The sequence below is a fragment of the Salinicoccus sp. Marseille-QA3875 genome, from assembly GCF_054950095.1.
The window spans coordinates 403,755-429,464 of the sequence record NZ_CM143103.1; the positions used below are offsets into that span (position 1 = coordinate 403,755).

Genomic DNA, 25,710 nt, shown 5'->3' on the forward strand with positions numbered 1-25,710 from the left:
ATGCCGTGAGTCTCCAATCAAGGACACTTACGGCATTTATTTATTCTGGAATTGATTAATTGAATGACGCGATTTTATGGTAAAATTATACAAACGGAATTTAAAATACGCCCAGAACTGTCAGGATATATAATAACGGTCTGAAATACTCATATATACTACACACTGAGCATTTGTCGTTTATAGTGATTCTAGCCGGTTTCAAGCACTCTTCTCAAAACAATATTCGCAAGATTCGGCACCATTTCAAGCGAGTAGGTCATTTCCATCCGCTCGAGCCGCTTATGGCCGTCCATGCCGTATGGTCCGATGTTGATGACTGGGATATTCAGATCGGCAACATCCTGATAATCGACGTACAGCTTCTTACCCCACGACGGTGTATTCCGGACCATATCATCAATTTCAGACATGTCGTCACTCATCGCAACAAAACTCATATCCGATATATGCGGAAAGAAATTCTTCGCCACAATCGGGTGTGCATACTCCGGCTGCATCTCCTGGATTGCCGCATCCAGCGCATCAAGCAGCCTGCGCTCGTTTTCGTCCTCCCCCGCCAACGCCACTCTTGGTGAATAAAGTGAAGAATAAAACACGATGATTGCAGGATTTTTATCCGGCATGAACTGCCATGCCTCTTCGACCACACGTGCCGCAAGCATACGTGAATCTAAACTTTCGTCCTGTTCAAGCTTTTCCTTGAAATCTTTCATATGTTTAACATAATTTTCACCATGTGCCTCTGTAAGAAGGGCATCCATCTCATCATAAGTGTAGACCCTCGGTTCCCACTGGATTTCGCGCTCCTGTCCGCCGCTCATTTCGCTAAATTTCCGGTATCGTGCTTCGAAGGTGTCGAGCGCATTCTGAAAAGCGATGCGTGCCTGTTCCTTCAATAGTTCGAGCACTTTCTCAGGCGACCATGAATGGACGAAGAAATTGTAGTACACGTACGCGGACAACGCCGTCTGGACCGTATAGTTCGGTTTCAGATCGGTCTGTTTGAGTGACACAGGCGGAATCGTCGCCTCCCCCAGCGCCATGTCTGAAAGCTCCGGATTGTAGCTGATCTGACGATTGAGTTCTGCTGCGATGAAGTTCGGATCGAGCCCGTCGAATGCGGAACCCACATGCGTCTCCTCGCCGGTGATGAAGAATGACGGGAGCAGTTTGCCGATTGTCCCTTTGTATATGTAACGGTTCTTATCTCCTGCGTAGGCGGGTGCGACGAAGTCTGAGTTGATTGCAGAGACGTAATCGAAGCCTTCTTCCTTCTGCCAGCGTTTCAATGTCTTCAGTGCCGACAATATGCCGTGCGAGCCATCTTCCTCATCACACTCCACGACCAGGGCAAGGTTGCCGTCAAGCTGCTCCGGATGTGATGCATAATACTTGAGCAGATGAATGTTGCTTGCCACCCCGCTCTTCATATCGAGCACACCACGGCCGAACAGCCAGTCATCCGATTCCACCTGAGACTGCACAGCTTCCGGGAGAGATTCATTCTTTAAATGCACTTTCCATTCATCGGGTTTGAATGCGAGTTCCTGATACACACCGAAGTCATCGACCCCGACCGTATCCATATGCCCCATCAGCACTACCGTTCGGTTGCTTTCCGTCTGCGTCCCCTTCACATATGCCATGACGTTATACCTTTCCTGCTCATCATTTATCGTCTCTTCCATAACAAGCCGGTCCGGGTTCGTTTTAAAATATGGATGTTTTTTAAGTCTATCGTATACCACTTCAGCAATCGCGCGTTCCCCGTCTGTATTGACTTCGCTTTTTATACCGACGAGTTCTTTTGTGACTGCCAGAATTTCTTCCCGGCAATCGAGCCTTTCTATCTTTCCATTCATAAGTATGCTCCTTTACATATAGAAGTTCTTTATTTTCTTAACTTGATTATATCAATGTTCATCTTGCTGCGTGGTGCAAATGTTAACTTCAGCTGCATAAAATACTGAGTTGATCAGCTCTTTTCAATATCATTAAAACGCCAATTTTGTCAGGTACCGTAAAACTTCCCTTTGACAATCCGCCGTGCTGGTACTATCCTTATACTAATTTACAGTGGCAATATTCTGCATCATACATACTTAGTGAAGTGAGGTAAGGCTATGTTCGCGCTCATCGGCACCGCAGTAAATGCGCTCGCAATCATGGCAGGCAGTTTCATCGGCCTGTTCTGGCGCAATATCAGTGAAAATATGAAAACCACCCTCATCCAGGGTCTGTCGATTGCCGTAATCGTCCTCGGTATCGATATGGCTCTTGAGAGCGACAACATCCTCATCGTCGTGGTGAGCCTCGCCCTCGGTGCCATGCTGGGTGAAAAATGGCAGATTGAAGAGAAGATGAACCGCTTCGGCATATGGCTGGAGACGAAGACTGGCGCCACTGACGGCGGCATCGCCAAGGCATTCGTCACTGCGACTCTCGTCTATGTCGTCGGCGCCGTCGGCATCGTCGGTGCACTCGACAGCGGCCTGCGCGGTGACCATACAGTGCTTTACACGAAGTCGCTGATCGACGGGATCATGTCCATATTCCTGACATCCGCACTCGGCATCGGCATCATCTTCTCGGCGCTGCCGGTCTTCTTGTTCCAGGGGACCATCGCACTTTTCGCAGCACAGATCGACCGTTTCGTCCCGCCGGAGTTGATGGATCAGATGATTACGGAAATCACGGGCACGGGTGGTGTCATGATCATCGCAATCGGCATACGTCTGCTCGGCCTATTGAATATCCGCGTGGCCAACCTGCTTCCGGCTATGCTGTTTGTGGTGCTGATCATGACGATGATATATTACTTCATATGAAAAGGGGCGGGGGCACAAGCCCTTAAAAGAGTAAGGTCTGGATAAAAGAGACGAAAAATCCGTACATTTGACTCTCAGGAGGCAAACGTACGGATTTATTCATTCATTAAATTTTTGTCTCGCTTCCTTTATTCATCGTCTTCATCCCGCTGAATCTTCTCAAGCATGTTTTCCACTGGTTCGATGCGTCCTTTACCGTCCTTATAGATGATATGTTTCCTTTCCAGTTTCGTCGGCGAATCCACGCCGGCAGCGGCGGCTATATTGAAGAGCCCTTCGCGGAGGGACGTGACGTAGTTGGAGACGCGGTAGAGCTTTTCATCAATGATCAGGCCTTCCTGCAGTTTGGCATCCGTAGTCGCAACCCCGACCGGACATGTATTTGTATGGCACACTTCCGCCATGATGCAGCCGACACTGATCATGAAGCCGCGTGCGATATGGATGAGGTCCGCACCCATTGCGAGCGCAATCGCCGCCTTGTCCGGTGTAATGAGTTTGCCGGATGCAATCAGCTTGACCCGGTCCCGGACACCGTAATTGCGAAGCAGTTCGTCGACGATTGGCAGGGCTGTCAGGATCGGCAGCCCGACGGAATCTGCGAGTTCCTGATATGTCGCGCCTGTCCCGCCTTCCCCGCCGTCGATTGTGATGAAGTCCGGTCCTTTGCCGGAATCCTTCATGACCCGTGCCATCTCTTCCACACCTTCGATATCACCGACCACGATCTTCATCCCCACCGGTTTCCCGCCGACTTCGCGGAGTTCTTCGATGAAATCGAAGAGCTTCGGGAATGTATCATATTCGACGAAGCGGTTCGGAAACAGGCTGTTACGGATGAAATAACCTTCTTCTTCAAAATCTTTGTCAGAGCCGAATCCGACCAGCCGCTGGTTATACTTCCCAGCTTTGACGACACTCTGGAACTCAAGTCTTGAAAACGGTTCGCCCTCATCATCCGCAGAAAACAAATACTGTCTGAGTTCCGGTCCGACATGCTCAGAAACATACCTGACCCGTCCGAGCAGCGGGAAATTCCGCAAAATTGCATGCTGTTTCTGACGATTGTCCTTTTTGTATAGATATGCAAGATAAGCAAGCGGTGTCGCCAGTGCAGTCCCTATCATTGCAGATGGCAGATAATCCGAGAATTTACCCATAAAATCCTTCCTTCCCATTTTAAATCTTCACTGATATTTACAAGTCTTTCAATGCTTCTTTTATACTGGTCTTTCCCTTTGTCATTCCAAATGTCTTCTTTAATGTATTTTTATTGTCCAGCGCCTCCACAAGTACGGCGGCCACGTCTTCGTAAGGTATCTCATCATTATCCTCATCGGCTGAATCCGTAATATCTATTTTCCCGTGTCCAGGTTTGCTGACCCGCTTCACAGAACGTATGACCGTATAATCAAAACCGCTCTCCTTGATCCATTCTTCAGGTTGGTCCTTTCCGCCTGTCTTTTTGGATTCATCCGACTCATCCAGATGGACGGGGCTTAAGTAGACAATGCGCTCTATCCCTTGTTGCTCAGCTTCTTCGAGTGACTTCACCACTGTATCGGCATCGACCAGAGCATCCTGATCGTCCCCTGTGCCGGGGCTGGCGCCTGCGATGTAAATAATCGCATCGACATCATCGAGTGCCTTGGTAAAACTGTCCTTCCCTTCAATGATCACCTCGGTTGTGCCAATCTGACCCAGTGCTTCCGCCCTGTTGTCAGTTTCAGCAACCGTTACCGCTTCATGTCCTTTTTCATCCAGTTGCTTTAAGATATGGTCACCCAGTCTTTCACTGCCGCCATAAACGAATACTTTCATCTTTTTTCTCCCCCGATCTGTTTATTGTTTAACATCCCTATACGATGGCATTGAAACACTATTGATAGTGAAAAACCTTTTAAATGTTGACCATGCTGTTCTTTTACTTTTTTAAAATGACATCACAACTGACAGCAGCTGTTCTCAATAATAATTATTTAATCATCAACTGCTTCAAATCTTTAAAAGTGTCAAAAAAGCTCCTCCTGAATAAAGACGATCCGTCCATTTCATTATTTCACACTATAAAAAAGGCAAGCCATCGTTGGATGGCCCACCTTTTTCACTTAACTATTTTTTTGTTTACTGAACATCATTGTCATATTCAAGGTATACAACATGTGTTTGTAAATATTCTTCCAGACCGTGCTTACCGTCTGCCCCACCGATACCTGATTTTTTCGTACCTGCATGGAATCCTTGCATTGCTTCGAAGTTTTCTCTGTTGATGTAAGTTTCTCCGAATTTAAGTTTTGCAACGATTTTCATCGCTTTGTTGATGTTTTCTGTATAAACGGATGAAGTTAAGCCGTATTCACTGTCATTCGCAAGATTGATGACTTCATCGATTGTCTTGAATGTTGCGACTGGTGCAACAGGTCCGAATACTTCTTCCTGCATGATATTCATATCATTACTCACGTTTCCAAGAACGGTCGGCTCAAAGAAGTTACCTTTCCCTTCTACAACGTTCCCGCCGAATAGAAGTTCAGCACCTTCTTCGATTGCTTTATCGACTTTTGCTTTTACATCTTGTTGTGACTTCTTAGTGATTAAAGGTCCCATATCGATGCCTTCTTTTTCAAGCGGGTTACCGTATGTCACCTGTTTCATTGCTTCTACAAATTTACTGATGAACTCATCTTTGACTTCTTCCTGTACGTAAACGCGCTCTGCACAGTTACATACTTGACCAGTGTTGATGACTCTTGATTGAACGATCGATTTTACTGCCAGATCGAGATCAGCATCTTTAAGTACGATTGCAGGTGCTTTTCCTCCGAGCTCAAGGTTCACTTTTGTGATATTCTTGCTCGCCGCTTCCATAACTTTGTGTCCTGCTGCAACACTGCCAGTTAATGAAACAAGTCCCACTTTTGGGTTGGAAGAGAGTTCTTCTCCGATGTCTCTGCCTCGGCCGTTAACTAAGTTGAAAACCCCTTTAGGCAAACCGATTTCATCAACGATTTTTGCAAAGAGTGCTGCGTTATTCGGTGATTCCTCACTCGGTTTAACTACAATTGTATTACCTGTAATCAGAGCAGGTGCCATCTTTCTCGCAATAAGGAAGAACGGGAAGTTCCATGGCAGGATTCCTGTTGTTACACCGATTGCCTTTTTGAAAACAAAAATCTGTTCGTAAGGCCGGTCACTCTGGATAATCTCTCCTTCATAGCGTCTTGCCCACTCTGCCATATAGTCAATGTAATCCGCAGTGAAATTGACTTCGACTGTAGCAAGTTCTTTAGTCTTACCAATCTCTTCACTGATTGTACGTGCAATTTCAGTCACGTTTTCTCTGATTTTACTTGAGATCGCTTTTAAATAATTGCCACGTTCAACGGCAGGGAGTGCTTCCCATGCATCCTGAGCTCCATCTGCTGCGTCAATCGCTTTTTTCACATCGTTTATCGTACCGATTGGAACTTGTGATACCAATTCATCAGTGGAAGGATTGAGGACGTCAGAGTATTCCTTGTTTTCCCCTTCTACAAATTCACCATTAATATACATTTGATACTTCTTCATGTTTGTACACCTCTTATTATTTTTTATAATTATCTCATTTTTTGTAAGTGCTTACAAATATTTTATATTAGCCTATGCTCTGTTCTTAATATCTCTAACAATATCTTTATAAAATGTATCCAGATTATAAAAATAGAATAGTATAAGCAGTAATACACCACCGGAAGTAAGCCCCGTACCGACAGTCGTTGCGAAAGTGCCGCCGGCAAAAGTAAGTCCTTCGTTTCTGACTCCGTTCTTCCATTCACCATAATCAATAACGTCAGCGAGCATTGCATAAGCTGTACCCATTATTGGTGCAAATCCTAAACCTCTGATTACAGAGCTGACACCGATCAACAATAAGCTTGACGTGTCGACTAACATGACCATACTGCTGATGATTAAGATGACCAATCCAATAATTATTGTTGTTCTTCTCCCAATTTTTCTCATCAATAGTGAAATGATTAAGAATCCTGAAATCAGACTAATAAAAATTTCAGAATTTCTGCCATTATAAATAAATTTTCATCATCGTTTTACGAACCAACAATTCAACTTACCTCCCCCACTTTGTTATAATTTAATCAAGTAACTAAATTCGAATTACATTTAACTAATAACAAGAGGGTGGATACATTTGACTGGATTATTCATAGCAATCATTTTACTTTTCATAGCATCTAGTTATTTTTCCGGCAGTGAGACTGCACTCACAGCGACGAACGAAATGAAGCTGCAGCTGAAAGCGAACAACGGTGATAAAAAAGCGGCGCGTCTGCTCAAGCTTGTCAACAATCCTACGGTGTTCATCCCGGGTATATTGATCGCAAACAACCTGCCGAACATCATTCTACCGTCTTTGGTCACCATCGTCGCTTTGGAATACGGCTGGAACATCGGAATCACTACAGCAATCCTGACAGTCCTCATCATCATATTCGCAGAAGTGATGCCAAAATCAGTGGCAGCTGCCTTTCCTGAAAGAATTTCCCATATCGTCTACTATCCGACTGTGGGGATACTTTTCGTCCTGAGACCTTTTATTTGGCTGTTGAACTTGATTACAAAAACGACAATCAAAATGCTCGGCAAAGATGATGGACGGGAACTCACCATTTCAAGGTCGGATATGCGGGCGATGGTGGACATCGGGCATACAGAAGGTACTTTTGAGAATGAGGAAGTTTACGGGTTGAAAGGCGTACTCGACTTCTCCAATCTGAACGTCGCCGATGTACTCCAGACACCTCGTACGGAACTGGACGGCCTGAGTGCTGATATCACGTTTGAAGAAGCAAAAGAAACACTGCTCGATTCAAGATTCAGCCGCTACCCGGTCTATGAAGGCGATCTGGATAATATCATCGGTGTCTTCCACGCAAAGTTTTTCGTCGCATGGTCAGATCATCCGGAAAAGTCCATCAAAGAATTCAGTGACTTGAATCCTATGACTGTCTATGAATTCCAGCCGATCAAAGCCGTATTCCAAAGAATGCTGAGAGAAAACAAACATATGGCCATCGTCCTTGATGAATTCGGCGGTACAGAAGGCATCATCACAAATGAAGAGCTCATCGAAACACTCATCGGTCAGGATATTCAGGATGAAACGGATGTCGACGGCATCCTCATCAAAAAACAGACGCGTGATGAAATAATATGTGACAGCAAAATTCCGCTTCACTTTCTGAACAATACATTTAACACACATATTCCCGAAGAGGAAGATAACCTCGCTGGATTCATCCTCAGTGAGTTTGAAGATATTCCCGAAATCGGTGACACAATGACACATGACAATCTGACTTTTGAAATTATGGAAGCTGAAGAAAGAAAGATAAATACGGTGAGGATAACTAAAGGTGAAAGTAAGGATGAGGAAGATTAAAAAGAGATCTATAAAAAAAGATATGCCAGCTATAATATAGCCCGGCATATCCTTTTTATTTTCTACAACATCATCAATGACAGTTGTGGTACAAGCACTATTATTATCAATCCGATCAGCAGTACAAAGAAAAAAGGGACTATAGCTTTTGCAAGTGTCGGTACACTGAGTCCGGAAATGCTTGACCCGACGAACAGGTTGACACCCATCGGCGGTGTGATGAACCCGATTGATAGTGCCACAATCATTACAATACCGAAGTGTATCGGATTTATCCCAATCTCCAGGACCATTGGCAATAGTATCGGTGTAAATATTATTACTGCTGCAGATGTGTCGATAAATAATCCAATAATGAGTAACAGAATGATAATTAAAATCATAAGCATCAATTCATTTTCAGTAATAGACAGGAATCCTTCTGCAACAACTTGAGGAATACGTTCCATCGACAGGACTGTACCAAAAGCGTTTGCTGTACCGATGATAAGTAAGATTACTACTGAATTCAGTGCCGCTTCTCTGATTGCAATCGGGAATTCTCTTAATTTGATTTCCTTATGCAGGAACAGGCTGACGACTGCTGCATAGACCACTGCAACGACTGCCGCTTCCGTCGGTGTAAATAAACCACCATATATCCCTCCAAGAATTATGACTGGAATCAGGATGGACCATTTCGCATCATTCAATGCACTGAACAATCTTTTGAAACTGAAAGGTTCTCCCGTGCCTGTAAATCCCTTCTTCTTTGAGTAGAAATAAGAGTAGATCATAAGCAGGAGTCCAATCAGCAGACCCGGGATGATGCCCGCTATAAACAAGTCTCCTATCGACTGGCTTCCCGCCACACCATATAAGACCAGGGGTATACTCGGTGGGATTATGATTCCAAGGGCACCTGCCGACACAATGACCGCTGTCGCAAATTTCCTGTCATACCCTTCGGCAACCATTGCCGGAATCAGCATACCGCCGATTGCTGCGACCGTTGCAGGACCTGAACCGGAAATCGCAGCAAAGAACATACTCGTCAAAATTGCCGCCATCGCAAAGCCTCCGGTGTATCTGCCGACAAATACGTTGGCCACTTCGAATAACCTTGAGGAAATGCCGCCTTTTCCCATAATCTCTCCAGCGAGAATAAAGAAAGGCACAGCCATCAATACAAAATTATCCGTCGAAGTCACCAGACTCTGTGACAGAAACGTCAGCGTCAGGTCCGGTGAGTATAAGGCCGTGACTATCAATGCCAGACCCAGCGCTATCGCAATCGGAACAGACAGCAGCATGAAGAGGAAGAAACTCGCAAAAAGTACTATTGCTGTCATAATGATTCTCCTCCTATTCCTGTGTCATCTCCGTTGTTTTTTAATTCCAAGTAGCTCTTATAAATATTCTGGATGAGTCTGATCGACGTCAGAATCATACCGACCACAAGGGCCAGATAAACGTACTCCATCGGTATTCCGAGTGCTGTAGATTCCCTTGTTATCCTTCCTACGATATCTATACCGTAATAAGTGATTACAAGTGCAAATATAAGGAAAAGTACATTCGCAATCATATTGATGATAATTTTTCCTTTATCGTTAAAAAGCATCGTGATTACATCAACACTCAAGTGTTTTTGTCTCTTCACCCCATAACTGACACCTACATAGATCAGCCATATAAATGCGTACCTCGCGATTTCTTCAGACCAAGGCAAGGAACTGCTGAATATATATCTCAAAACAACTTGAGAGAATATGATAACGACAGTGAAAGTACTTAAAATCACCAAAATATATTCTTCGAAATGTTCATCCAACCATCTTAGAATGCCCATTGATTTTTCCCCCTCACTGTTTTATTCTCTATCAAGCTGATCAAGAATTTTATCTAATATCTCATCACCATAGACATTTCTATATGTTTCATGGACACTCTCTGCCTGTTTCCTGAATGGTTCGGTGTCCACCTCTACTATTTCCATTCCTTCTTCTTCCAATATGTCTTCTATCTTCTCTTCATTTTCAACGATTAAATCTCTATGAAATTGTGCAGCTTCCTGTGCACTTGTTTCTATTACCTGCTGCTGCTCTTCAGATAAAGAGCCCCAGAAATCATCACTGATTGCCACAGGCAACGGCATATATTGATGTGATGTCTTGTTCAGATATTGCTGAACTTCCTGGAAACGGCTTGTATAAATATTTGAAATCGGGTTTTCCTGTGCATCTACAGTCCCTTGCTGCAGTGCCATATACAGTTCGCCGAATGCCATCGGTGTCGGGTTTGCACCCATTGCCTGGAAAGTCGCCAGCGATAATGGGAATTCCGGAGTTCTGATACTCAATCCTCCAAAATCTTTCGGGCTTTCTATTTTTTTATTCGCCGTGACATGACGCATACCATTTTCAAAATATGCTATTATCCTTAAATTATTTTCAAGAAATGGTTCGGCAACCTCTTCGCCCACTTCTCCATCAAGCACTTCCCATGCTTCTTCATAAGATTCGAACAAGTAAGGCAATTCAAAGATGCTGATATTCTGGTCATACTGACTGAATGCACTTGCAGCGACCATCTGGAGATCATTTAAAGTGACACTTTCAATCATTTCTGCTTCAGTACCGAGCTGTTCATTGGGATAGACACGCACTTCCATGTCTGACTGTTCCTCAACCAGCTCTTTAAAGCGCATGACAGCCTCATGCCTTTCATTGCTTTCCGGCTGACCATGGGCAAAACGGATGATCACATCCCCATCAGATTCAACAGTCTCACTGTCGGTAAAAAAGATATATATTACAGTGACGGCCAATACTGTAATGATACTTAACATCAGTATTTTAAGGATTCTCATACTTCCCCTCCTTTTCCAATTCCATAAATCTGACACTGGAGCGGACCTCTTTTGTAAACGCATACATATTTCATATAAAAGTGGAAGGTCATATAGACCCTCCGCTTAGAAATTCTACTAATCGATATGTGAGCCGCCGTTGATATCCAGTTCTTCTCCTGTAATATAACCTGCTCCTTCAGAAGCGAGGAAAGCGATCGAGTATGCAATGTCATCTACAGTGCCCACGCGTTTCAAAGGAATGCCTTCGATGATCGTCTTTTCAGCTTCTTCTGTCAATAAACCGCCGGTAATGTTAGTGCCGCCGACAAGTCCCGGTGCCACCGTGTTACAGGTGATATTGAATTCCGACATCTCTCTTGCAATGGCTTTAGTAAATCCTGTGACACCTGCTTTCGCTGCAGAATAATGCGAGCCGCCGAAGATTCCGCCGCCACGCTTGCCTGATACGGAACTTAAGTTTATGACTCTTCCGTATCCTTCTTCTTTCATGGATTTCAATACAGCCTGCGTGACAAAGAATAAACCCTTCATATTGATGTTGAATACAAGGTCCCATTCATCTTCAGGAATTTCCAGCACACGCGTCGGTCTAGAAATGCCGGCATTATTTACAAGAATATCTATTTTCCCGTGCTTTTCAACTAATTTCTGAACTGTCTCGTTCACCTGTTTCTGATCTGTTACATCTATTGTATAACCAAAAGCGTCTCCGCCGTCATTTCTTAAACTTTCTGCAACCTGTTCTGCCCCGTCGCCGTTTATATCAGCGAGGATGACAGTGGCACCACGTTCGCTTAATGTTGCAGCCGTCGCTTTGCCAATCCCCGTCTCAGAACCGGCTCCGGTAATTAAAGCCACTTTTCCTTTAAAATCCATCTTTACAACTCCCCGTTAAATTAAGATACATCTCTCTTTTTTATCACCTGTTACTTATTTAAAAATTCTTTGGCTACAGAAGCGATGCCCTCTGCATCCAATTTATAATGCTTGTATAGGTGGTAAGGCTTGCCTATCAAGGAGTTTTCATCATAAAAACCATGACGTTTGAATTTACATGAAACATCCGACTCCATCAGAACTTCAGCTACTGCACTGCCGAGACCGCCCTGGATATTGTGCTCTTCAACTGTAAGTACCGCACCAGTGTCTTCAGCCGCATTGATGACAGCTTCTGTATCCATGGGCTTGATTGTATGCATATCGATGACGCGTGTTTCAATTCCCTGTTCGCTTAACTCCTCTGCCGCCCTCAATGCCTGGAGCACTTCGATTCCGCAGGCAATAATCGTCAAGTCCGAACCGTCTCTCAGAATATTCGCTTTACCAATCTTGTTCTGGACATTCGCTCCTTCTTTATAAACCGGTTCTTCCCTGCCGCGGCTGACTCTGAAGTAAATCGGTCCGTCATATGTTTTTACGGATTCTTCAATCATCTCAGATAAAGCGACACCGTCAGCTGGTGAAATGACAGTCATATTGGCCATTGCTCTCGTGATGGAAATATCTTCGGTTGCGTGGTGGGACGTACCGTAAAAGCCCATCGCAATACCGGTGTGCGTGCCGATCAGTCTTACATTCAGATTTGGATAGGCAACAGCAGTTCTGATATTTTCAGCCGCCAATACTCCAAGAAAAGAAGCATAAGTTGAGACAAACGGGATTTTTCCTGTCGAAGCCAGACCCGCAGCAGCTGTCACCATGTTTTTCTCAGCTAGGCCGAAGTTGAAAAATCTCTCCGGATATTCTTTTGCAAATGGCCATAATCCTGTCGGTTTGCTGAGGTCTGCACTCATCGCAACAACTTCAGGATGTTCATCTGCAAGCGCCGCCAAAGTTTTTCCGGACGTCAATTGCTTTGCCATTTCAAGACCTTTATATAATTCCCATGTATCTTTATGGAATGTATTTTGTGTAGTCATACTATTGTCCCCCTTCAATTTCTTCTACTGCACGTTTAATATCATCTTCACCAAGGTTTGCTACATGCCACTCGTAGCCGTGTTCCATGAATGAAACACCTTTACCTGCCACAGTGTCACAGATGATGACAGTTGGAACATCAGAATCAGCCGATGGCAGATTATCGAATGTCTCTATAAGCGCTTCTATGTCGTGTCCGTCCACTTCCACTACGTTCCATCCGAAACTTTGCCATTTTTCTTTTAATGGGTCTATATTCATCATTTCGTGCGTATGCCCGTCAACGGTCACTTTATTATTATCAACAATACCTACAAGATTGCCGAGCTTGAAACTCGCAGCACTCATCGCCGCTTCCCATACCTGGCCTTCGTGCATCTCACCGTCACCCATCAGTATGAATGATCTGTAATCTTCATTATCGAGACGTGCACCGAGTGACATTCCCACACCCACTGATAATCCATGACCGATGGAACCTGAACCAAAATCAATGCCTTTAATCTTATTCATATCAGGATGATCACCGAATGCACTGCCTAAATCAGTATATGTGTTTAATTCTTCTTTAGGGAAAAACCCGACATCAGCCAGTATTGGATATACACCGACTGCAGAATGACCTTTACCCATTACGAAACGGTCCCGGCTCTTCCACCTGTGATTTTCAGGGTCATAATTCATTACATGGTAATACAGTGTCGCAAAAATTTCAGAACTGGAAAATGAGGATCCGTAGTGTCCACTTTTTGCTTTTGAGATTAATCTTATCGTTTCTAAACGTGACAATTTAGCTTTTTCTTTAATGAGTTCAACTTTTTCTTCTGTACTTAATTTTGTGTCAGTCATGTTAATCCTCCTAATGGTTAATCGTTTAACCTGATGTATGCATAATACTATGTAAACGTTTTACTTGTCAATAGTAAAAAGAGAATATTTTAAAAATTTCGTATTTGCAATTGTTTCTATGCTGATTGATTATAATGTGTAAGTCGCATAATATAGTATTAAATGGAAGTTGTTTAAATACTCTTTTATAAAGGAGAAATAGCATGAAGCTGACGATGAAAGATATTGCAAAAGAAGCCGGAGTATCTGTGGCGACGGTGTCTCATGTGATTAATGGCACGAAAAATATAACCGAGGATAAAAAGAATAATATACTGAAAATAATTGAAAAATATAATTATGTCCCGAACTCGACGGCTAAAAACCTGAGAAGACGATCCACAAAAACAGCAGCATTACTCGTTTCCAGTTCAACGGACTCCTTCGTTAACGAGATGATCTTTGGAGTGGAGAAAAAAGCGAGGGAAATGGGATACAGTCTGCTTCTTGTCAATACTAATGAGGATGAAGTATACGAAGAGAAAACGATAAATATGCTCTATTCCAAAATGGTTGACGGCATCATTCTTTCCCCCACTTCAAACAACATTGATTATCTGAATAAGTTCACAAAATCGATGCCCATCGTACTCGTCAACCGTTATAATGAAATTGTCAAAAATGCTCCAAGGGTCACAGGGGACAACTATTGTATCGGGTATGATGCAACGGACCATCTCATAGAGCATGGTCATGAGAGCATAGGCGTCATCTACTCGGTTCCTGATGTGTCGACGACAGAAGGAAGGATCAAAGGCTACCGGGAGGCTCTCGAACAAAACAACTTACCCTATGATGAAAATCATTTGGAAATTGGTTACGGAACTGTCGATGGCGGTAGAAAAGCCGTAGCAAACCTGTTAGAAAGAGAAAAAGATATCACCGCTTTCTTCTTCCTGAACGATTTCATGACAATCGGCGGCATTTCCAAACTGAAAGAAATGGGGTTGAGCATCCCGGAAGATATCGCATTAATAGGATTTGGCGACTCACCCGCTTCAGCCATCATCGATCCGCCGGTTACAAATATGATCTTACCGCCGCAGGAAATCGGTATGAAAGCTTTCGAATCTTTGGCAAGGAAGATAGACGGAGAGAAAAATGTAGATAATTTTGAAATTCCGGCTTCGATGGTGATCAGGCAGTCATGTGGGTGTGAATGAAGAAGCTGTGCGTATATAAGTCTTCTTAAATAGGCGGGGGGAGAGAATGAACATCCTCTTGCCCCTCACACTACGAAAAATTTCATACACGGCGTTTCAATTTTTGTTAAGCATATCCTTTGTTATAGTGTTCAATCGTTTAGAAATACAAAATAAATAATCCCGGCTCATCAGCCGGGATTTTCGCTCAAAATTTAACCAAAAATTCATTTATCATTCAGAGCCGTTTTGTATCTTTTTAATGGCTTTAACTATACCAACGTGTGCACCTTCGTGATACAAAGTGAAATTCAAAATTTCACCGACTGTCGACAGGGACATGAATGCTTCTTTGGCTTCATCATCCATCTGTCCGGACAATGCCTCTTTCAATTTAGCCGGCTGGTCTTCAAGCTGCTTTTTAATTTCTTCAAGGGTCGGCGCTTCTTCTTCCCAGTCTGCAGGCTTTGTCCCCGGCGCAAACATTTTCAGATCTCTGGACAGGGTTTCGATATTTTTCCCACCGTAATCGGAAAGTAAAATATTTTGAGTCACATAGATGTGTGCCAGATTCCAACGGATGTTGTTGCGGAAACCTTCAGGAATCTGATCAGCCTGTTCTTCAGATAGTCCTTCCATCTCCTTCAACGTACTTTGTCTGACCATATCGACCTGCTTGAAAATCTGTTCTTCATTCATCTCTTTAACCTTCCTTTCCAATGATTCATCATATGATATCCACTATATAGTCTTCCCTGTATGAATGCCCCTAAACATTCCTCCAACTGACTGGATAAAGAATTACACCATAATAATACTCCAGATTTTGAGTCCTATCACTCAAAATCCGGAGTTTATTAATAAAATCCGTCTATACATTGACCCCGTTCACTATCTGGGCTTCTTTATAATTCCCGTCAAAAAAGTTTTTAACGTTCGTTGCGCTTTCCAACGAAGCTTCTCTGACTGACTCTTCGGAATAGAATGCGATATGTGGTGTCAAAATGATATTTTCATATTCCATGAACGGGTGTGTAGTCAAATCCGGATGTTCATCCACCAGTACATCTGCTGCATAGTAACCGATTTTCTCCGATTCGATGGCGCTCACAACCGCAGTCTCATCGATCAGCTGGCCTCTTGCGGAATTGATCACCGTCACCCCCTCTTTCATTTTGGAAATGCTCTCATCATTGATAATCTGCTCAGTCTCTTCATTCACAGGCAGATGAATGCTTAAAATATCCGCTTCTGCCAGCACTTCATCAAAGGAGACTAAGTCTGTATCATACTTTTCTCTCGCTTCATCTTTATCAATAAATGGATCATAAGCGATAATTTTCACCCCGAAAGGTTTCAATCTTTCTGCAATCAGTTTCGGGATGTTGCCGAAACCAATCAGTCCGACTGTCTGTGTCCCAAGCCTTCTCATATTCATAACGGCATCAAAATCCCACTGCTTATCCTTTCTGAGCTGGTCGTGGAATGAGTTGATGCCACGATTCAGCATCAGTATCATGCCGACAGTATAATCCGCCACCTCAGTGATGCAGTATTTTGATATATGAGAGACTGCGATACCTTTGGATTTCGCATATTCCACATCTGCATCATTGAAGCCGATCGTGCCGAATGCAATGAGTTTCAAATTCGGCAGTGCATCGATCACCCTTTTTGTAAAAGGCTCATATTCACAGATGACTGCATCTGCATCCCTGCAGTTTCTTATCAGATCATCTTCGGTAACGGACGGCGCCTCTATAATTTCGATCTGATTTTTGAACACTTCTTTTTCAATTTCAAGTGCTCCTGGAAAATCATAAGTGCGAACAACTTTAATCAATGGACAGCCTCCTCGATAGTTTCATCTTTTAGTAGATGATGTGTGCAATGATTGCGATGATCGGAATGGAAATGATCGTTCTTTCAATGAAGATGATCAACAGTCTCCAGAAATTCGCAGGCATTTTTGAAATGATGATCAATGTTGCCATTTCCGTCAGATAAATGATCTGAACAAGTGATAATGCTGCGATAAAGAAACGTGTCATCTCTGATTCTATACCAGTGGCAAGCACTGCAGGAATGAACATGTCGATAAATCCTGTAATTGTTGCAGGTGCTGCTGCTTCCGCTTCAGGTATGCGAAGAAGCTCGAGTACTAAGACCATCGGCTGTGAAATGATGGTGAATACCGGTGTAAATTCTGCAATGATAAGAGCGATTGTACCGATTGCCATTACCTGTGGAATCAGCACGAATGAAATATCGACAAACACTTCAACACCCTGTTTTATCTGCTTCTTGAATGAACCTGACTTTTCAGCAGCTGTTACAGCCTGCTCCAAAGCCCATTTGAATACATTTTTATCTTTCGGCACAGTTTCCTCGTAATGATTTTCAACCGCAAAAGTATCCGGTATTCTGGATATCGGCGGAATTCTCGGAATGATTATGGCACAGATGATACCAGCGATCACTATCGTCAGATACAGCAGCGGAAAAACATGGTCGACTTCCAGCATACGTGCAATGACAAGACAGAACGGCAGGGATACTGTAGAGAAGTTTGTTGCGATGGCCACTGCTTCCCTGCCGGTATAAAATCCCTGATTATACTGTTCGCGTGTCAGTACAACACCGACGTTCACGTTACCAATCCATGAAGCCAATAAGTCAATCGCAGATCGACCCGGTAATGTAAATAAAGGTTTGATGACCTTTCTCAGCAATGTTCCGGTAAATTCCATGATGCCGAAGTTTATTAAATAAGGCATCAGGAATGATGCAACCAGGAACCACATGATTAATGTAGTCAACAGACCCAGCATTGTGCCGCCTGTTACATCGGAATACACAACTTCAAGTCCCACCTGGAAGTAGGTCATGATAATTCCAACCATCCCGATGACCCTGATCGTGGTCCACAGCAGGCTGGTATTGAACAATGAATTCAGCATCTCGTTGGATGTGATGAATTTCGGTTTGAACAAATATGTAATGACGGATAAGACGGTCGAAAGGACAATCACTCCGGTAATTACTTCCGGCAGAAAACCTTCAAATAAAGCGATGAAATACTCAGTGATGACACCGAGCAGAATATTGAAGTTGCCGTCTGCATCTGTAATCGGCACCAGGAAAATTATGATCCCGAATAATGATGGTATCAGGAATTTCATTAAACTTTTTGTTGTAATCTCTTTACTTTCAGAACTCTTTTCAAAGTCACTCATAACACCCATCCCCTTATTCTAATTGTGAATCAGATGATTGTTTCCATCCTGTTTAAATTATTAAGCTTGAGAAAATCCCCCTTTGGATTACTTAAGTAGTATATAAAATATTATTAAAGAAGTTTATACAGTACTTAATTATTATGAATAATCTTATAATTATATACAGTGCTTGTAAAGTGAAACCCTATATATAGTACAGATTCTTTTCATTGCAAATTATTTCATTGCCATTATAAACATTCACAATGCATACTGTTGATGAAACCGGCATAAAAGCATTGTTGGCTCAGCCGCTTTTCTGCTGTCCCCGCCGCCTTGTATTGTTTTTATAATTACGTTACTATGGTTTGTATGTAAAAAATCTAAATCATTTAAAAACTTTAAGAGGGATTTGAATTAATACTTACCAGAATTATTTTCAGATGACTCACCACTGACGGGAGCACTTTATTGTAAGCGGTCCCAGGGGCTAACTTGAAAATAATTTATCAACCTTTTAAAAATCAATCATTCAAATGGAGAGTGTTAAGATGAAAGACACCTTAAGAGTCGCCGGCGTCTATATTGGCGCGATCATTGGAGCCGGTTATGCTTCAGGACAGGAAGTGCTTCAGTTTTTTACAAGTTCCGGCTGGATAGGAACATTGGGAGCAATCATCACTATGATTCTCTACCCCCTGCTGGGATATTATCTGATAGTGCTCGGGGATAAATTAAAAGCCAATTCCCACAGAAGAGCGCTTTATCATATTACCGGCAGATATGTCGGTCCGATTATTGACATGCTCATAGTATTCTTTCTATTTGGTGTCGCTGTGGTCATGGTTGCAGGCGCGGGGTCGCTCGTTGCCCAGCAGTTCGGATGGCCTGCAATCGTCGGAAACATTGTGTTGACTGTACTGGTCATGCTGGTAATGACGCTTGGACTGAACAGAATCGTTACAGTCATCAGCTGGATTACACCGTTCGCATTTTTACTGATCATTATCATTGCTATATATTCTTTATTTATCAGCAGTACTGATATCAGTACACTTGAAAGCGTCGCAAAAAACCAGTTGTCCGCTTCACCAAACTGGTTTTTGAGTGCCCTGCTCCACGTATCTTTTAATATCGTCATCGCCTTTGGAATCATGATGATGATCGGCGCAAACGAAAAAGATAAGAAAGCCGCAAAACGCGGTGCCATTCTCGGCGGCGTCGTCCTTGGACTGATTGCCTTGATCATCAATCTGGCAGTCTATGCAAATATCGATGTTCTGCAGTATGCTGAAATGCCGATGCTGCTCCTTGCAGATCAATTCCATCCGATACTCGGCACACTGATGGGACTCGCCCTGTTCGGTATGATTTTAAGTACTGCGGTGCCCTGCCTGTACACTGTCGGTGCCCGCTTCATTCAGGCGGATACCCGCAACTTTAAAATCGGGGCGGTCATTTTGAGCCTTGCTGCTTTCTCACTCAGCTTCGTCGGATTTACACAGCTTGTAAACACAGTGTATCCCCTGCAGGGGTATGTAGGCTTCGTCCTCCTTGCGGGGCTGCTCATCAATGTGTTCAGAACTAAAGGACAGGCAAATAATGTGCCGCACCAGCATTAAATAAAACTTAAAACCCCGGATTTCTGCTCCAGTCAGCAGAAATCCGGGGTTTTTATGACTATAATAGCTTCATTTTACCTCGCCTTGGTCGCAAAGTTGACCAGGGCTTCTATCGCTGTCTTAATACTCTTTTCTGAAAATATGATTTCCGGACTGTGCAGTGAATAGCCGCTCTCTTCCACGTCTTCCATACGGGTTCCGATACGGAATGCCGCTCCGACGTAGTCCTGCATATAAAATGCGAAGTCTTCCGATCCCATGGACGGCTCTTTCAGTTCATGGAATTTCGAATCATGATCATCACCTGCATTGACGAACTCATCTACAAGTTCGGGATTGTTGATGACCGGCGGGCAGTAGTTGGTGTATTCAAGTTCACAATCCCCGCCTGATATGCCGGTCAGTCCGCCGATGTAGTTTTCAATCATCTTTTGGGCAAGCTCAATCGAATCTTCCGAAAAGCTTCTGATGGTACCGCCGAATGAACATTCATCCGGTATGACGTTGTTCGCATCGCCTGCATGAATCTGTCCCACGGTAATCACTACAGGCGTTGCGGGATTGTTGAACCTGGATACGATACCCTGAATGAACTGGATGATATTCGATGCAAGGTAGATCGGGTCTGCCGTCGTATCAGGGTGTGCGGCATGTCCGCCCTTCGCCGTCACTTTGGCATTGAATCCGGTCGATCCGGCACAGAACTGCTCTTTTCTGTAGCCGATCAGTCCCTCGTTCATGCTCGGCCATGTATGGTACATGACAATTTTATCCACCGGCACTTCCAGGCGTTCAAGCTCCTCCTTCATATATTTTGCGCCTTCCAGCGTTTCCTCGGCCGGCTGGAATATGAAGACGATATTGTACTGGAGATCGTCATACATATCATTGATCACTTTCGCAAAACCATACATTATACTCGTATGGATATCATGGCCGCACGCATGCATGACCCCGTCATTTTTCGATTTATAATCAAGACCGGTCCTTTCTGTGAGCGGCAGTGCATCCATATCCGCTCTTACACCGATATATTCATATTTCGGGTCCTTTTCAAGTATGCCTATGGCACCCGTTTTTTCACTCAGTTCATAAAACTTGATCTTCGTATCTTCCAGGCCGTTCTGGACCAGTTTCGTCGTCTCATATTCCTTGAAACTCAGTTCCGGTTCTTTATGCAGTCTTCTTCTGAAGTTGATGATATGTTCCAGATGGTTATCAATCACTTCTTCTTTTACAGCCATTTTAAAACTTCCTTTCAGCATTCGAAGATTTATCATACATAATTGAATGCTATCTACATATAACTCTTTATCCGTTTCAAACAGCGTTAAACCTTCTGAGCATATTTCATTCAATGTGGGGCCGGTTTTTATTTCCACAGTCGACTTTGATGTTTTGAGAACGTTTTTATAATATAATAAAGTCAAGAGGAGATGATGAAATGGCTAACCAAAATTTCAAACAGACTGTCTATGTCAATCGTTTCACAGACGGTACGCTGGATCCAAATGTTGAAATGTCGTATCACGTGAAGGACAAAGGGAATATCATCGCAAATACTGCGCCTGGGTGCTGGGGACCGATGATTACGCCTGAATTAAAAGGTGGTCATGAAGTCACGCAGCCGGTATTTGTTGAAGGTGCGGAGGTCGGAGATGCGATCGCCATCAAGATCAATTCAATCAGGGTGACTTCTGTTGCTACTGCTTCGGGGCATGACCAGCCGATGGAAGGCAGATTTACGGGCGATCCGTTCGTTGCAGGCATCTGCCCGAACTGCGGTGCGAAGAACCCGAAAACCGTCGTTAAAGGCATCGGCCAGGGTGCAGTCAGATGTGCAGAGTGTGATGAGGATGTTACACCGTTCACTTTTACCAATGCTTATACGATGGCGTTCAATGAAGACAGAAGCTTGGGTGTTACGCTGAACAGGGAAGCGGCTGAAAGAATCGCGCATAAGGCGAAGGACTATATGTGCACACCGGAAAATTCCATTCAAAACCCGGTCGTCACTTTCGCCCCGCATGATATTGTCGGTGCCATCGCGAGAGTCATTCCATTTTTAGGTCAGCTCGGCACAGTGCCGGCAAGTGCTTTCCCGGATTCACATAACGCCGGGGACTTCGGACAGTTCTTGCTCGATGCGCCGCATGACTATGTGAAAACTGTGGAAGAACTTGAAGACCGGACCGACGGTCATATGGACATCAACAGAGTACGGGAAGGTGCCATTTTAATATGCCCGGTCAAAGTCGAAGGCGGCGGTGTATATCTTGGAGATATGCATGCGATGCAGGGTAACGGTGAAATCGCCGGACATACGACGGACGTTGCAGGCATTGTTGACTTGAGTGTCAGAGTGTTGAAAGACCTTGAAGTCGACGGACCGATTTTACTGCCTGTTGAAGAGGATCTGCCGGTTGTTGCCAAACCCTACTCCACAGAAGAAATGGAGAAAGCCCAGAAACTTGCAGAACAATGGGGTGTTGAAAAGATTGAAGAATCCTATCCATTATCATTTGTCGGCACAGGCGCCACATTGAATGATGCGACTCAGAATGGATTGGAACGCGCCGCCAAACTGCTCGGCATCGAAGTGCCTGAAGTGATGAACAGAGCGACCATCACCGGTTCGATTGATATTGGAAGAAACCCGGGTGTCGTTACCGTCACATTCCTCGTGCCGAGTGACATGCTACGGAGAATCAGGCTGGATCAGTTGACACGGAATCATTATTCATAGGCAGTATTTAGGACTATCTGCTTTTTAGAAGTGGATAGTTTTTTATTTTCCGAGAACTGTCCGTTATTTGAGTTGGAAAGCAGACGATTTACTGGACTCTCTTGAAGCTTACGAATCTTGGTGTAGAAAAACCGTAAGCTATGACTGAAATCTCTCAAAACTTACGAACAAACCAACGAAGAACCTAGAAAGAATCTGATCCGAAAAACGGACAGAACTATGATTTTAGGATGGATGCCGAAATCGCACGATGCTGCCAGGTTCGGGGTGGGTCGTGCGAAAAGTAATGTCGAAATCGCACGATGCTGCCGGAGGCGGAGTGGGTCGTGCGAAAAGTAATGTCGAAATCGCACGATATTGCCGGAGTCGGGGTGGGTCGTGCGAAACAGGATGCCGAAATCACACAAAGCTTGCGAAAAGGGTCGGGAAAAGAAGACAGACAAACTACTGAGCATGATTCTGTTCAAAAAAAGTGAAAAACCGGACAGAATGGCATCGAGGCGCACTCTGTCCGGTCCACTTTATAATTTATTTTTCATCATAGGCGTTCAGTGCGTTGACGCCGTGCGCCATTGCAGAGCCTGCTTTCAAGGCGGCAGCGACTAAAATCGATTCTGACATTTCTTCTTTCGTCACATCCAGCTTCTTGGCATTGTTCGTGTGGATTTCAATGCAGTATGGACAGCCGGTGACATGTGCCACCGCAACGGCGATGAGTTCTTTATCCTTCTTAGAGACTGCGCCTTCTTTCACTGCTTCTTTATCAAGTTTGACGAATGCCTTGAAAGCGTCTGGTGCGAGCTTGGCAAATTCGCCCAGTCTGTCAATGTTGGATTTTTCATACAGGTCACCGTTGTTGTTGCCGTCATAGGCCTGCAGCGCATTGACACCGTGTGCCATCGCTGAACCTGCTTTCAAACCTGTTGCCACCATGATGGATTCGGCAATTTCCACTTTTGAAACGCCCAGTTTCTTCGCTGCATTGACATGTATATCGATGCAGTATGGGCATCCTGTAACGTGGGCCACTGCCACTGCAATCAGTTCTTTCGTCTTCTTAGGAATCACGCCGTCAGCAACCGCTGCCTTATCGAATGCCGCAAAGCTCTTAAAAGCATCAGGTGCGAGTTCGGCAAACTCTGATAACCTGTTAATATTGGATTTTTGATATAAACTCTCTTCTGACATATTTATGCCTCCTTGAATTTTCAGAATATAAAATCATCCTTTGTTGGTATGATATACAAAAAGGCGGTACGACTCAAACTTTATGGCTGGTTTTATTTTACTTATATTCGCATGAAGCCTGATATAATTGAAACAACAACATTCAGGAGGGTTTGACTTTGAAGAAAAAGAAAATCCAGAAAACGAACGCAATGCGTCAGCTTGAAAAAGGGAAAATAGATTATACAATACACGAGTACGCATGGAATGAAGATCACCTGGATGCGGGGAATACTGCTGAACAGGTATCTGTGCCTTTAGAGAAAATATATAAAACAATGGTTGCGACAGGGAATCAGACAGGTGAAATCGTTGCCTGCATCCCCGCGGAATCCAAGCTGGATCTGAAGAAACTTGCTGCAGTGAGCGGCAATAAAAAAGTCGATATGCTGAAGATCCGCGACCTGGAAAAAACGACAGGCTACATCCGGGGCGGCTGCTCCCCTGTCGGGATGAAGCGACAGTTCCCGACTTATATTGAGGCGGGCGCCGAGTCGCTCGATACCATCGTCGTGTCCGCCGGTAAAAGAGGCATGCAGATGGAACTCTCGCCGGATGAACTGATTCAAATCACTGAGGGGACATATGCCGATATGATTTTATAACATTCAAAAAAAGCGGAACACAAATATTTGTGTCCCGCTTTTTTTATTACAGAATTATATTCTGTCTCTGTCCTGGCCCGGATAATCCGGATCCCGACCTGATTTTCTATTTCTCTCTTCACGTCTGCCGTTATCCGTTTCATCAATATCCACTTCTTCACGGCGGACATCCTCCGATACATGTTCAGTATCCTGAACTTTATCTTTTCTGACGACAACCTCTTCGTCGACAACACTTTCTTTATCGACATTGACCCGTTCTTCTGAAACAGGGATGTGGATGGAGTCGTCATCTGTCAGATCGTCATCCAAGCCGCCGGCTTTCCGTTCGCCTTCAACCGGTCTTTTTTCAATCGTGACTTCCTCACGTTCGACCGGGACATCGAATTCCTGATGATCGGTTTCTACATGTTTATCAACATTCACTTCACCGGTTCTGACATTTTCTTTATCGACTTTCAGACGCTCTTCTCGGAGCTGAATTCTTTCTTCTTCTGATAAGTCGTTCCATTCATCTTCTGTCAGACCATAGTTATCATCGGTGACCTTTTCATCGATACCGTAAGCACCTTCACGTTCACCCAGAGCATTTTCACGGTCTGAGTCAGGTACAAACTGGTCACGTTCGCCCTGAACTGCACCAGCACCGGGACCATCTTTTTCCACGGAGCCGTCATTGCCGGCATAAGTGTCAGCATCTGCCGTTCTGTTGTTGATGTAAAGCAGAAATTCTCCTCTGTCCAATGCACTTTTATATTCCGCTTCTTCTTCTGCACTGAGTTCCAGATCTGACATTACCCGGTCCTCGGGCTCGTCTTCAGTGAACCATGACGCAATTTTATCCCATGCACTGCCTTCAGCAGCTTTAAAATTAACCTCGGTATAGTTTAATGCATCTCCCGCCAGATCTTTATCTGCTACGACAGTCATCGCATTTTCTTCTACACCTTCCGCTTTTAATTGCTCTATTCTTCTTAACAGTTCCTCTTCTGTAACAAATGTTTCAATCTTACGCATAATTAAAAACCTCCATTTAATTTCAATCTTTTATCCAACTATTTCTGGTGATTAAACTCGCATGGCGTTCTTTCATGATGCATGCATTTCACATGTAATAAATATTTACCCATACATATTTTTTATAAACAAAAATATTTGAATTATTATTTACACTTTACGGATAAAGGGTATTAAATATTATAGATATTATGAAG

Annotated in this window: 24 protein-coding genes; 7 read left to right on the plus strand and 17 right to left on the minus strand. The window is 43.9% G+C overall.

Translation table 11 applies throughout. The features are described 5' to 3' along the window. Positions 1-191 precede the first annotated feature (191 nt). A complete protein-coding gene (locus tag ACY8DT_RS02185; RefSeq protein WP_462421310.1) occupies positions 192-1,865 on the minus strand; it encodes a M20/M25/M40 family metallo-hydrolase in 1,674 nt (557 codons plus the stop codon). A gap of 261 nt (positions 1,866-2,126) precedes the next feature. Here ACY8DT_RS02185 and ACY8DT_RS02190 point away from each other — a divergent pair, with 261 nt between their 5' ends. Beyond that, on the plus strand, positions 2,127-2,831 hold the full coding sequence (locus ACY8DT_RS02190) for a DUF554 domain-containing protein (RefSeq protein WP_462421311.1): 705 nt from the start codon (positions 2,127-2,129) through the stop codon (positions 2,829-2,831). A 128-nt stretch (positions 2,832-2,959) separates the two neighbouring features. On the opposite strand, the gene ACY8DT_RS02195 is transcribed toward ACY8DT_RS02190, so the two are convergent. From ACY8DT_RS02195 to ACY8DT_RS02210, 4 genes are all read right to left on the minus strand, one after another. Continuing rightward, positions 2,960-3,991, minus strand: coding sequence for a glutamate synthase-related protein (locus ACY8DT_RS02195; protein WP_462421312.1), 1,032 nt, complete (start codon positions 3,989-3,991; stop codon positions 2,960-2,962). Positions 3,992-4,028: 37 nt separating this feature from the next. Then, entirely contained in the window at positions 4,029-4,652 is a 624-nt protein-coding gene (locus ACY8DT_RS02200; RefSeq protein WP_462421313.1) for an NAD(P)H-binding protein, read from the minus strand. A 303-nt stretch (positions 4,653-4,955) separates the two neighbouring features. Next, entirely contained in the window at positions 4,956-6,401 is a 1,446-nt protein-coding gene (gene aldA / locus ACY8DT_RS02205) for an aldehyde dehydrogenase (protein ID WP_462421314.1), read from the minus strand. A gap of 72 nt (positions 6,402-6,473) precedes the next feature. Beyond that, entirely contained in the window at positions 6,474-6,836 is a 363-nt protein-coding gene (locus ACY8DT_RS02210; protein ID WP_462422207.1) for an MFS transporter, read from the minus strand. 187 nt (positions 6,837-7,023) lie between these two features. Between ACY8DT_RS02210 and ACY8DT_RS02215 the strand changes: the two genes are divergently transcribed. Further along, a complete protein-coding gene (locus ACY8DT_RS02215; protein WP_462421315.1) occupies positions 7,024-8,274 on the plus strand; it encodes a hemolysin family protein in 1,251 nt (416 codons plus the stop codon). A gap of 62 nt (positions 8,275-8,336) precedes the next feature. Here the strand turns inward: ACY8DT_RS02215 and ACY8DT_RS02220 are convergent, their stop codons facing one another. The 6 genes from ACY8DT_RS02220 to ACY8DT_RS02245 all read right to left on the minus strand — a co-directional run bounded on the left by ACY8DT_RS02220 (position 8,337) and on the right by ACY8DT_RS02245 (position 13,897). Next, complete coding sequence (locus ACY8DT_RS02220; RefSeq protein ID WP_462421316.1) at positions 8,337-9,605, minus strand: TRAP transporter large permease; 1,269 nt, start codon at positions 9,603-9,605, stop codon at positions 8,337-8,339. After that, entirely contained in the window at positions 9,602-10,105 is a 504-nt protein-coding gene (locus tag ACY8DT_RS02225) for a TRAP transporter small permease (protein WP_462421317.1), read from the minus strand. The genes ACY8DT_RS02220 and ACY8DT_RS02225 overlap by 4 nt, the downstream gene beginning before the upstream one ends. Positions 10,106-10,126: 21 nt before the next feature. Beyond that, a complete protein-coding gene (locus ACY8DT_RS02230; RefSeq protein ID WP_462421318.1) occupies positions 10,127-11,125 on the minus strand; it encodes a TRAP transporter substrate-binding protein in 999 nt (332 codons plus the stop codon). Positions 11,126-11,242: 117 nt separating this feature from the next. Further along, on the minus strand, positions 11,243-12,004 hold the full coding sequence (locus ACY8DT_RS02235) for an SDR family NAD(P)-dependent oxidoreductase (RefSeq protein WP_462421319.1): 762 nt from the start codon (positions 12,002-12,004) through the stop codon (positions 11,243-11,245). 50 nt (positions 12,005-12,054) lie between these two features. Next, positions 12,055-13,047, minus strand: coding sequence for a transketolase family protein (locus ACY8DT_RS02240; RefSeq protein ID WP_462421320.1), 993 nt, complete (start codon positions 13,045-13,047; stop codon positions 12,055-12,057). Between the two features lies 1 nt (position 13,048). Then, positions 13,049-13,897 (minus strand): transketolase, encoded by an 849-nt coding sequence (locus tag ACY8DT_RS02245; RefSeq protein WP_462421321.1) that lies wholly within the window; start codon positions 13,895-13,897, stop codon positions 13,049-13,051. A 203-nt stretch (positions 13,898-14,100) separates the two neighbouring features. Here ACY8DT_RS02245 and ACY8DT_RS02250 point away from each other — a divergent pair, with 203 nt between their 5' ends. Next, on the plus strand, positions 14,101-15,099 hold the full coding sequence (locus tag ACY8DT_RS02250; protein ID WP_462421322.1) for a LacI family DNA-binding transcriptional regulator: 999 nt from the start codon (positions 14,101-14,103) through the stop codon (positions 15,097-15,099). Between the two features lie 213 nt (positions 15,100-15,312). Here ACY8DT_RS02250 and ACY8DT_RS02255 read toward each other — a convergent pair whose 3' ends face one another. The 3 genes from ACY8DT_RS02255 to ACY8DT_RS02265 form a co-directional block, all read right to left on the minus strand. Continuing rightward, positions 15,313-15,777, minus strand: coding sequence for a DinB family protein (locus ACY8DT_RS02255; RefSeq protein ID WP_462421323.1), 465 nt, complete (start codon positions 15,775-15,777; stop codon positions 15,313-15,315). Between the two features lie 172 nt (positions 15,778-15,949). Then, the gene (locus ACY8DT_RS02260; RefSeq protein ID WP_462421324.1) at positions 15,950-16,921 is read right to left on the minus strand and encodes a C-terminal binding protein; all 972 of its coding nucleotides are present in this window, start codon (positions 16,919-16,921) and stop codon (positions 15,950-15,952) included. A 28-nt stretch (positions 16,922-16,949) separates the two neighbouring features. Beyond that, positions 16,950-18,314, minus strand: a complete 1,365-nt coding sequence (locus ACY8DT_RS02265; RefSeq protein WP_462421325.1) for a YjiH family protein — start codon at positions 18,312-18,314, stop codon at positions 16,950-16,952. Between the two features lie 533 nt (positions 18,315-18,847). Between ACY8DT_RS02265 and ACY8DT_RS02270 the strand changes: the two genes are divergently transcribed. Next, entirely contained in the window at positions 18,848-19,918 is a 1,071-nt protein-coding gene (locus tag ACY8DT_RS02270) for a YkvI family membrane protein (RefSeq protein WP_462421326.1), read from the plus strand. Positions 19,919-19,992: 74 nt separating this feature from the next. Here ACY8DT_RS02270 and ACY8DT_RS02275 read toward each other — a convergent pair whose 3' ends face one another. Beyond that, on the minus strand, positions 19,993-21,162 hold the full coding sequence (locus ACY8DT_RS02275) for a M20 metallopeptidase family protein (protein WP_462421327.1): 1,170 nt from the start codon (positions 21,160-21,162) through the stop codon (positions 19,993-19,995). A 200-nt stretch (positions 21,163-21,362) separates the two neighbouring features. Between ACY8DT_RS02275 and ACY8DT_RS02280 the strand changes: the two genes are divergently transcribed. Together ACY8DT_RS02280 and ACY8DT_RS02285 are read left to right on the plus strand one after the other, a co-directional pair. Then, positions 21,363-22,664, plus strand: coding sequence for an acetamidase/formamidase family protein (locus tag ACY8DT_RS02280; protein ID WP_462421328.1), 1,302 nt, complete (start codon positions 21,363-21,365; stop codon positions 22,662-22,664). A gap of 326 nt (positions 22,665-22,990) precedes the next feature. Continuing rightward, positions 22,991-23,140, plus strand: a complete 150-nt coding sequence (locus tag ACY8DT_RS02285) for a hypothetical protein (RefSeq protein ID WP_462421329.1) — start codon at positions 22,991-22,993, stop codon at positions 23,138-23,140. A 52-nt stretch (positions 23,141-23,192) separates the two neighbouring features. On the opposite strand, the gene ACY8DT_RS02290 is transcribed toward ACY8DT_RS02285, so the two are convergent. Next, on the minus strand, positions 23,193-23,852 hold the full coding sequence (locus ACY8DT_RS02290) for a carboxymuconolactone decarboxylase family protein (protein WP_462421330.1): 660 nt from the start codon (positions 23,850-23,852) through the stop codon (positions 23,193-23,195). 191 nt (positions 23,853-24,043) lie between these two features. On the opposite strand from ACY8DT_RS02290, the gene ybaK reads away from it, so the two are divergent. After that, positions 24,044-24,496, plus strand: coding sequence for a Cys-tRNA(Pro) deacylase (ybaK, locus tag ACY8DT_RS02295; protein ID WP_462422208.1), 453 nt, complete (start codon positions 24,044-24,046; stop codon positions 24,494-24,496). 54 nt (positions 24,497-24,550) lie between these two features. On the opposite strand, the gene ACY8DT_RS02300 is transcribed toward ybaK, so the two are convergent. After that, positions 24,551-25,513 (minus strand): YsnF/AvaK domain-containing protein, encoded by a 963-nt coding sequence (locus ACY8DT_RS02300; protein ID WP_462421331.1) that lies wholly within the window; start codon positions 25,511-25,513, stop codon positions 24,551-24,553. Positions 25,514-25,710 lie beyond the last annotated feature (197 nt).

Bases quoted from the DNA above. Each gene is read 5' to 3' on its own strand.
- ACY8DT_RS02185 (WP_462421310.1), bottom strand. From the start codon at position 1,865: ATGAATGGAAAGATAGAAAGGCTCGATTGCCGGGAAGAAATTCTGGCA.
- ACY8DT_RS02190 (WP_462421311.1), top strand. From the start codon at position 2,127: ATGTTCGCGCTCATCGGCACCGCAGTAAATGCGCTCGCAATCATGGCA.
- ACY8DT_RS02195 (WP_462421312.1), bottom strand. From the start codon at position 3,991: ATGGGTAAATTCTCGGATTATCTGCCATCTGCAATGATAGGGACTGCA.
- ACY8DT_RS02200 (WP_462421313.1), bottom strand. From the start codon at position 4,652: ATGAAAGTATTCGTTTATGGCGGCAGTGAAAGACTGGGTGACCATATC.
- aldA (WP_462421314.1), bottom strand. From the start codon at position 6,401: ATGAAGAAGTATCAAATGTATATTAATGGTGAATTTGTAGAAGGGGAA.
- ACY8DT_RS02210 (WP_462422207.1), bottom strand. From the start codon at position 6,836: ATGAGAAAAATTGGGAGAAGAACAACAATAATTATTGGATTGGTCATC.
- ACY8DT_RS02220 (WP_462421316.1), bottom strand. From the start codon at position 9,605: ATGACAGCAATAGTACTTTTTGCGAGTTTCTTCCTCTTCATGCTGCTG.
- ACY8DT_RS02225 (WP_462421317.1), bottom strand. From the start codon at position 10,105: ATGGGCATTCTAAGATGGTTGGATGAACATTTCGAAGAATATATTTTG.
- ACY8DT_RS02230 (WP_462421318.1), bottom strand. From the start codon at position 11,125: ATGAGAATCCTTAAAATACTGATGTTAAGTATCATTACAGTATTGGCC.
- ACY8DT_RS02235 (WP_462421319.1), bottom strand. From the start codon at position 12,004: ATGGATTTTAAAGGAAAAGTGGCTTTAATTACCGGAGCCGGTTCTGAG.
- ACY8DT_RS02240 (WP_462421320.1), bottom strand. From the start codon at position 13,047: ATGACTACACAAAATACATTCCATAAAGATACATGGGAATTATATAAA.
- ACY8DT_RS02245 (WP_462421321.1), bottom strand. From the start codon at position 13,897: ATGACTGACACAAAATTAAGTACAGAAGAAAAAGTTGAACTCATTAAA.
- ACY8DT_RS02250 (WP_462421322.1), top strand. From the start codon at position 14,101: ATGAAGCTGACGATGAAAGATATTGCAAAAGAAGCCGGAGTATCTGTG.
- ACY8DT_RS02255 (WP_462421323.1), bottom strand. From the start codon at position 15,777: ATGAATGAAGAACAGATTTTCAAGCAGGTCGATATGGTCAGACAAAGT.
- ACY8DT_RS02265 (WP_462421325.1), bottom strand. From the start codon at position 18,314: ATGAGTGACTTTGAAAAGAGTTCTGAAAGTAAAGAGATTACAACAAAA.
- ACY8DT_RS02270 (WP_462421326.1), top strand. From the start codon at position 18,848: ATGAAAGACACCTTAAGAGTCGCCGGCGTCTATATTGGCGCGATCATT.
- ACY8DT_RS02275 (WP_462421327.1), bottom strand. From the start codon at position 21,162: ATGGCTGTAAAAGAAGAAGTGATTGATAACCATCTGGAACATATCATC.
- ACY8DT_RS02280 (WP_462421328.1), top strand. From the start codon at position 21,363: ATGGCTAACCAAAATTTCAAACAGACTGTCTATGTCAATCGTTTCACA.
- ACY8DT_RS02290 (WP_462421330.1), bottom strand. From the start codon at position 23,852: ATGTCAGAAGAGAGTTTATATCAAAAATCCAATATTAACAGGTTATCA.
- ybaK (WP_462422208.1), top strand. From the start codon at position 24,044: ATGCGTCAGCTTGAAAAAGGGAAAATAGATTATACAATACACGAGTAC.
- ACY8DT_RS02300 (WP_462421331.1), bottom strand. From the start codon at position 25,513: ATGCGTAAGATTGAAACATTTGTTACAGAAGAGGAACTGTTAAGAAGA.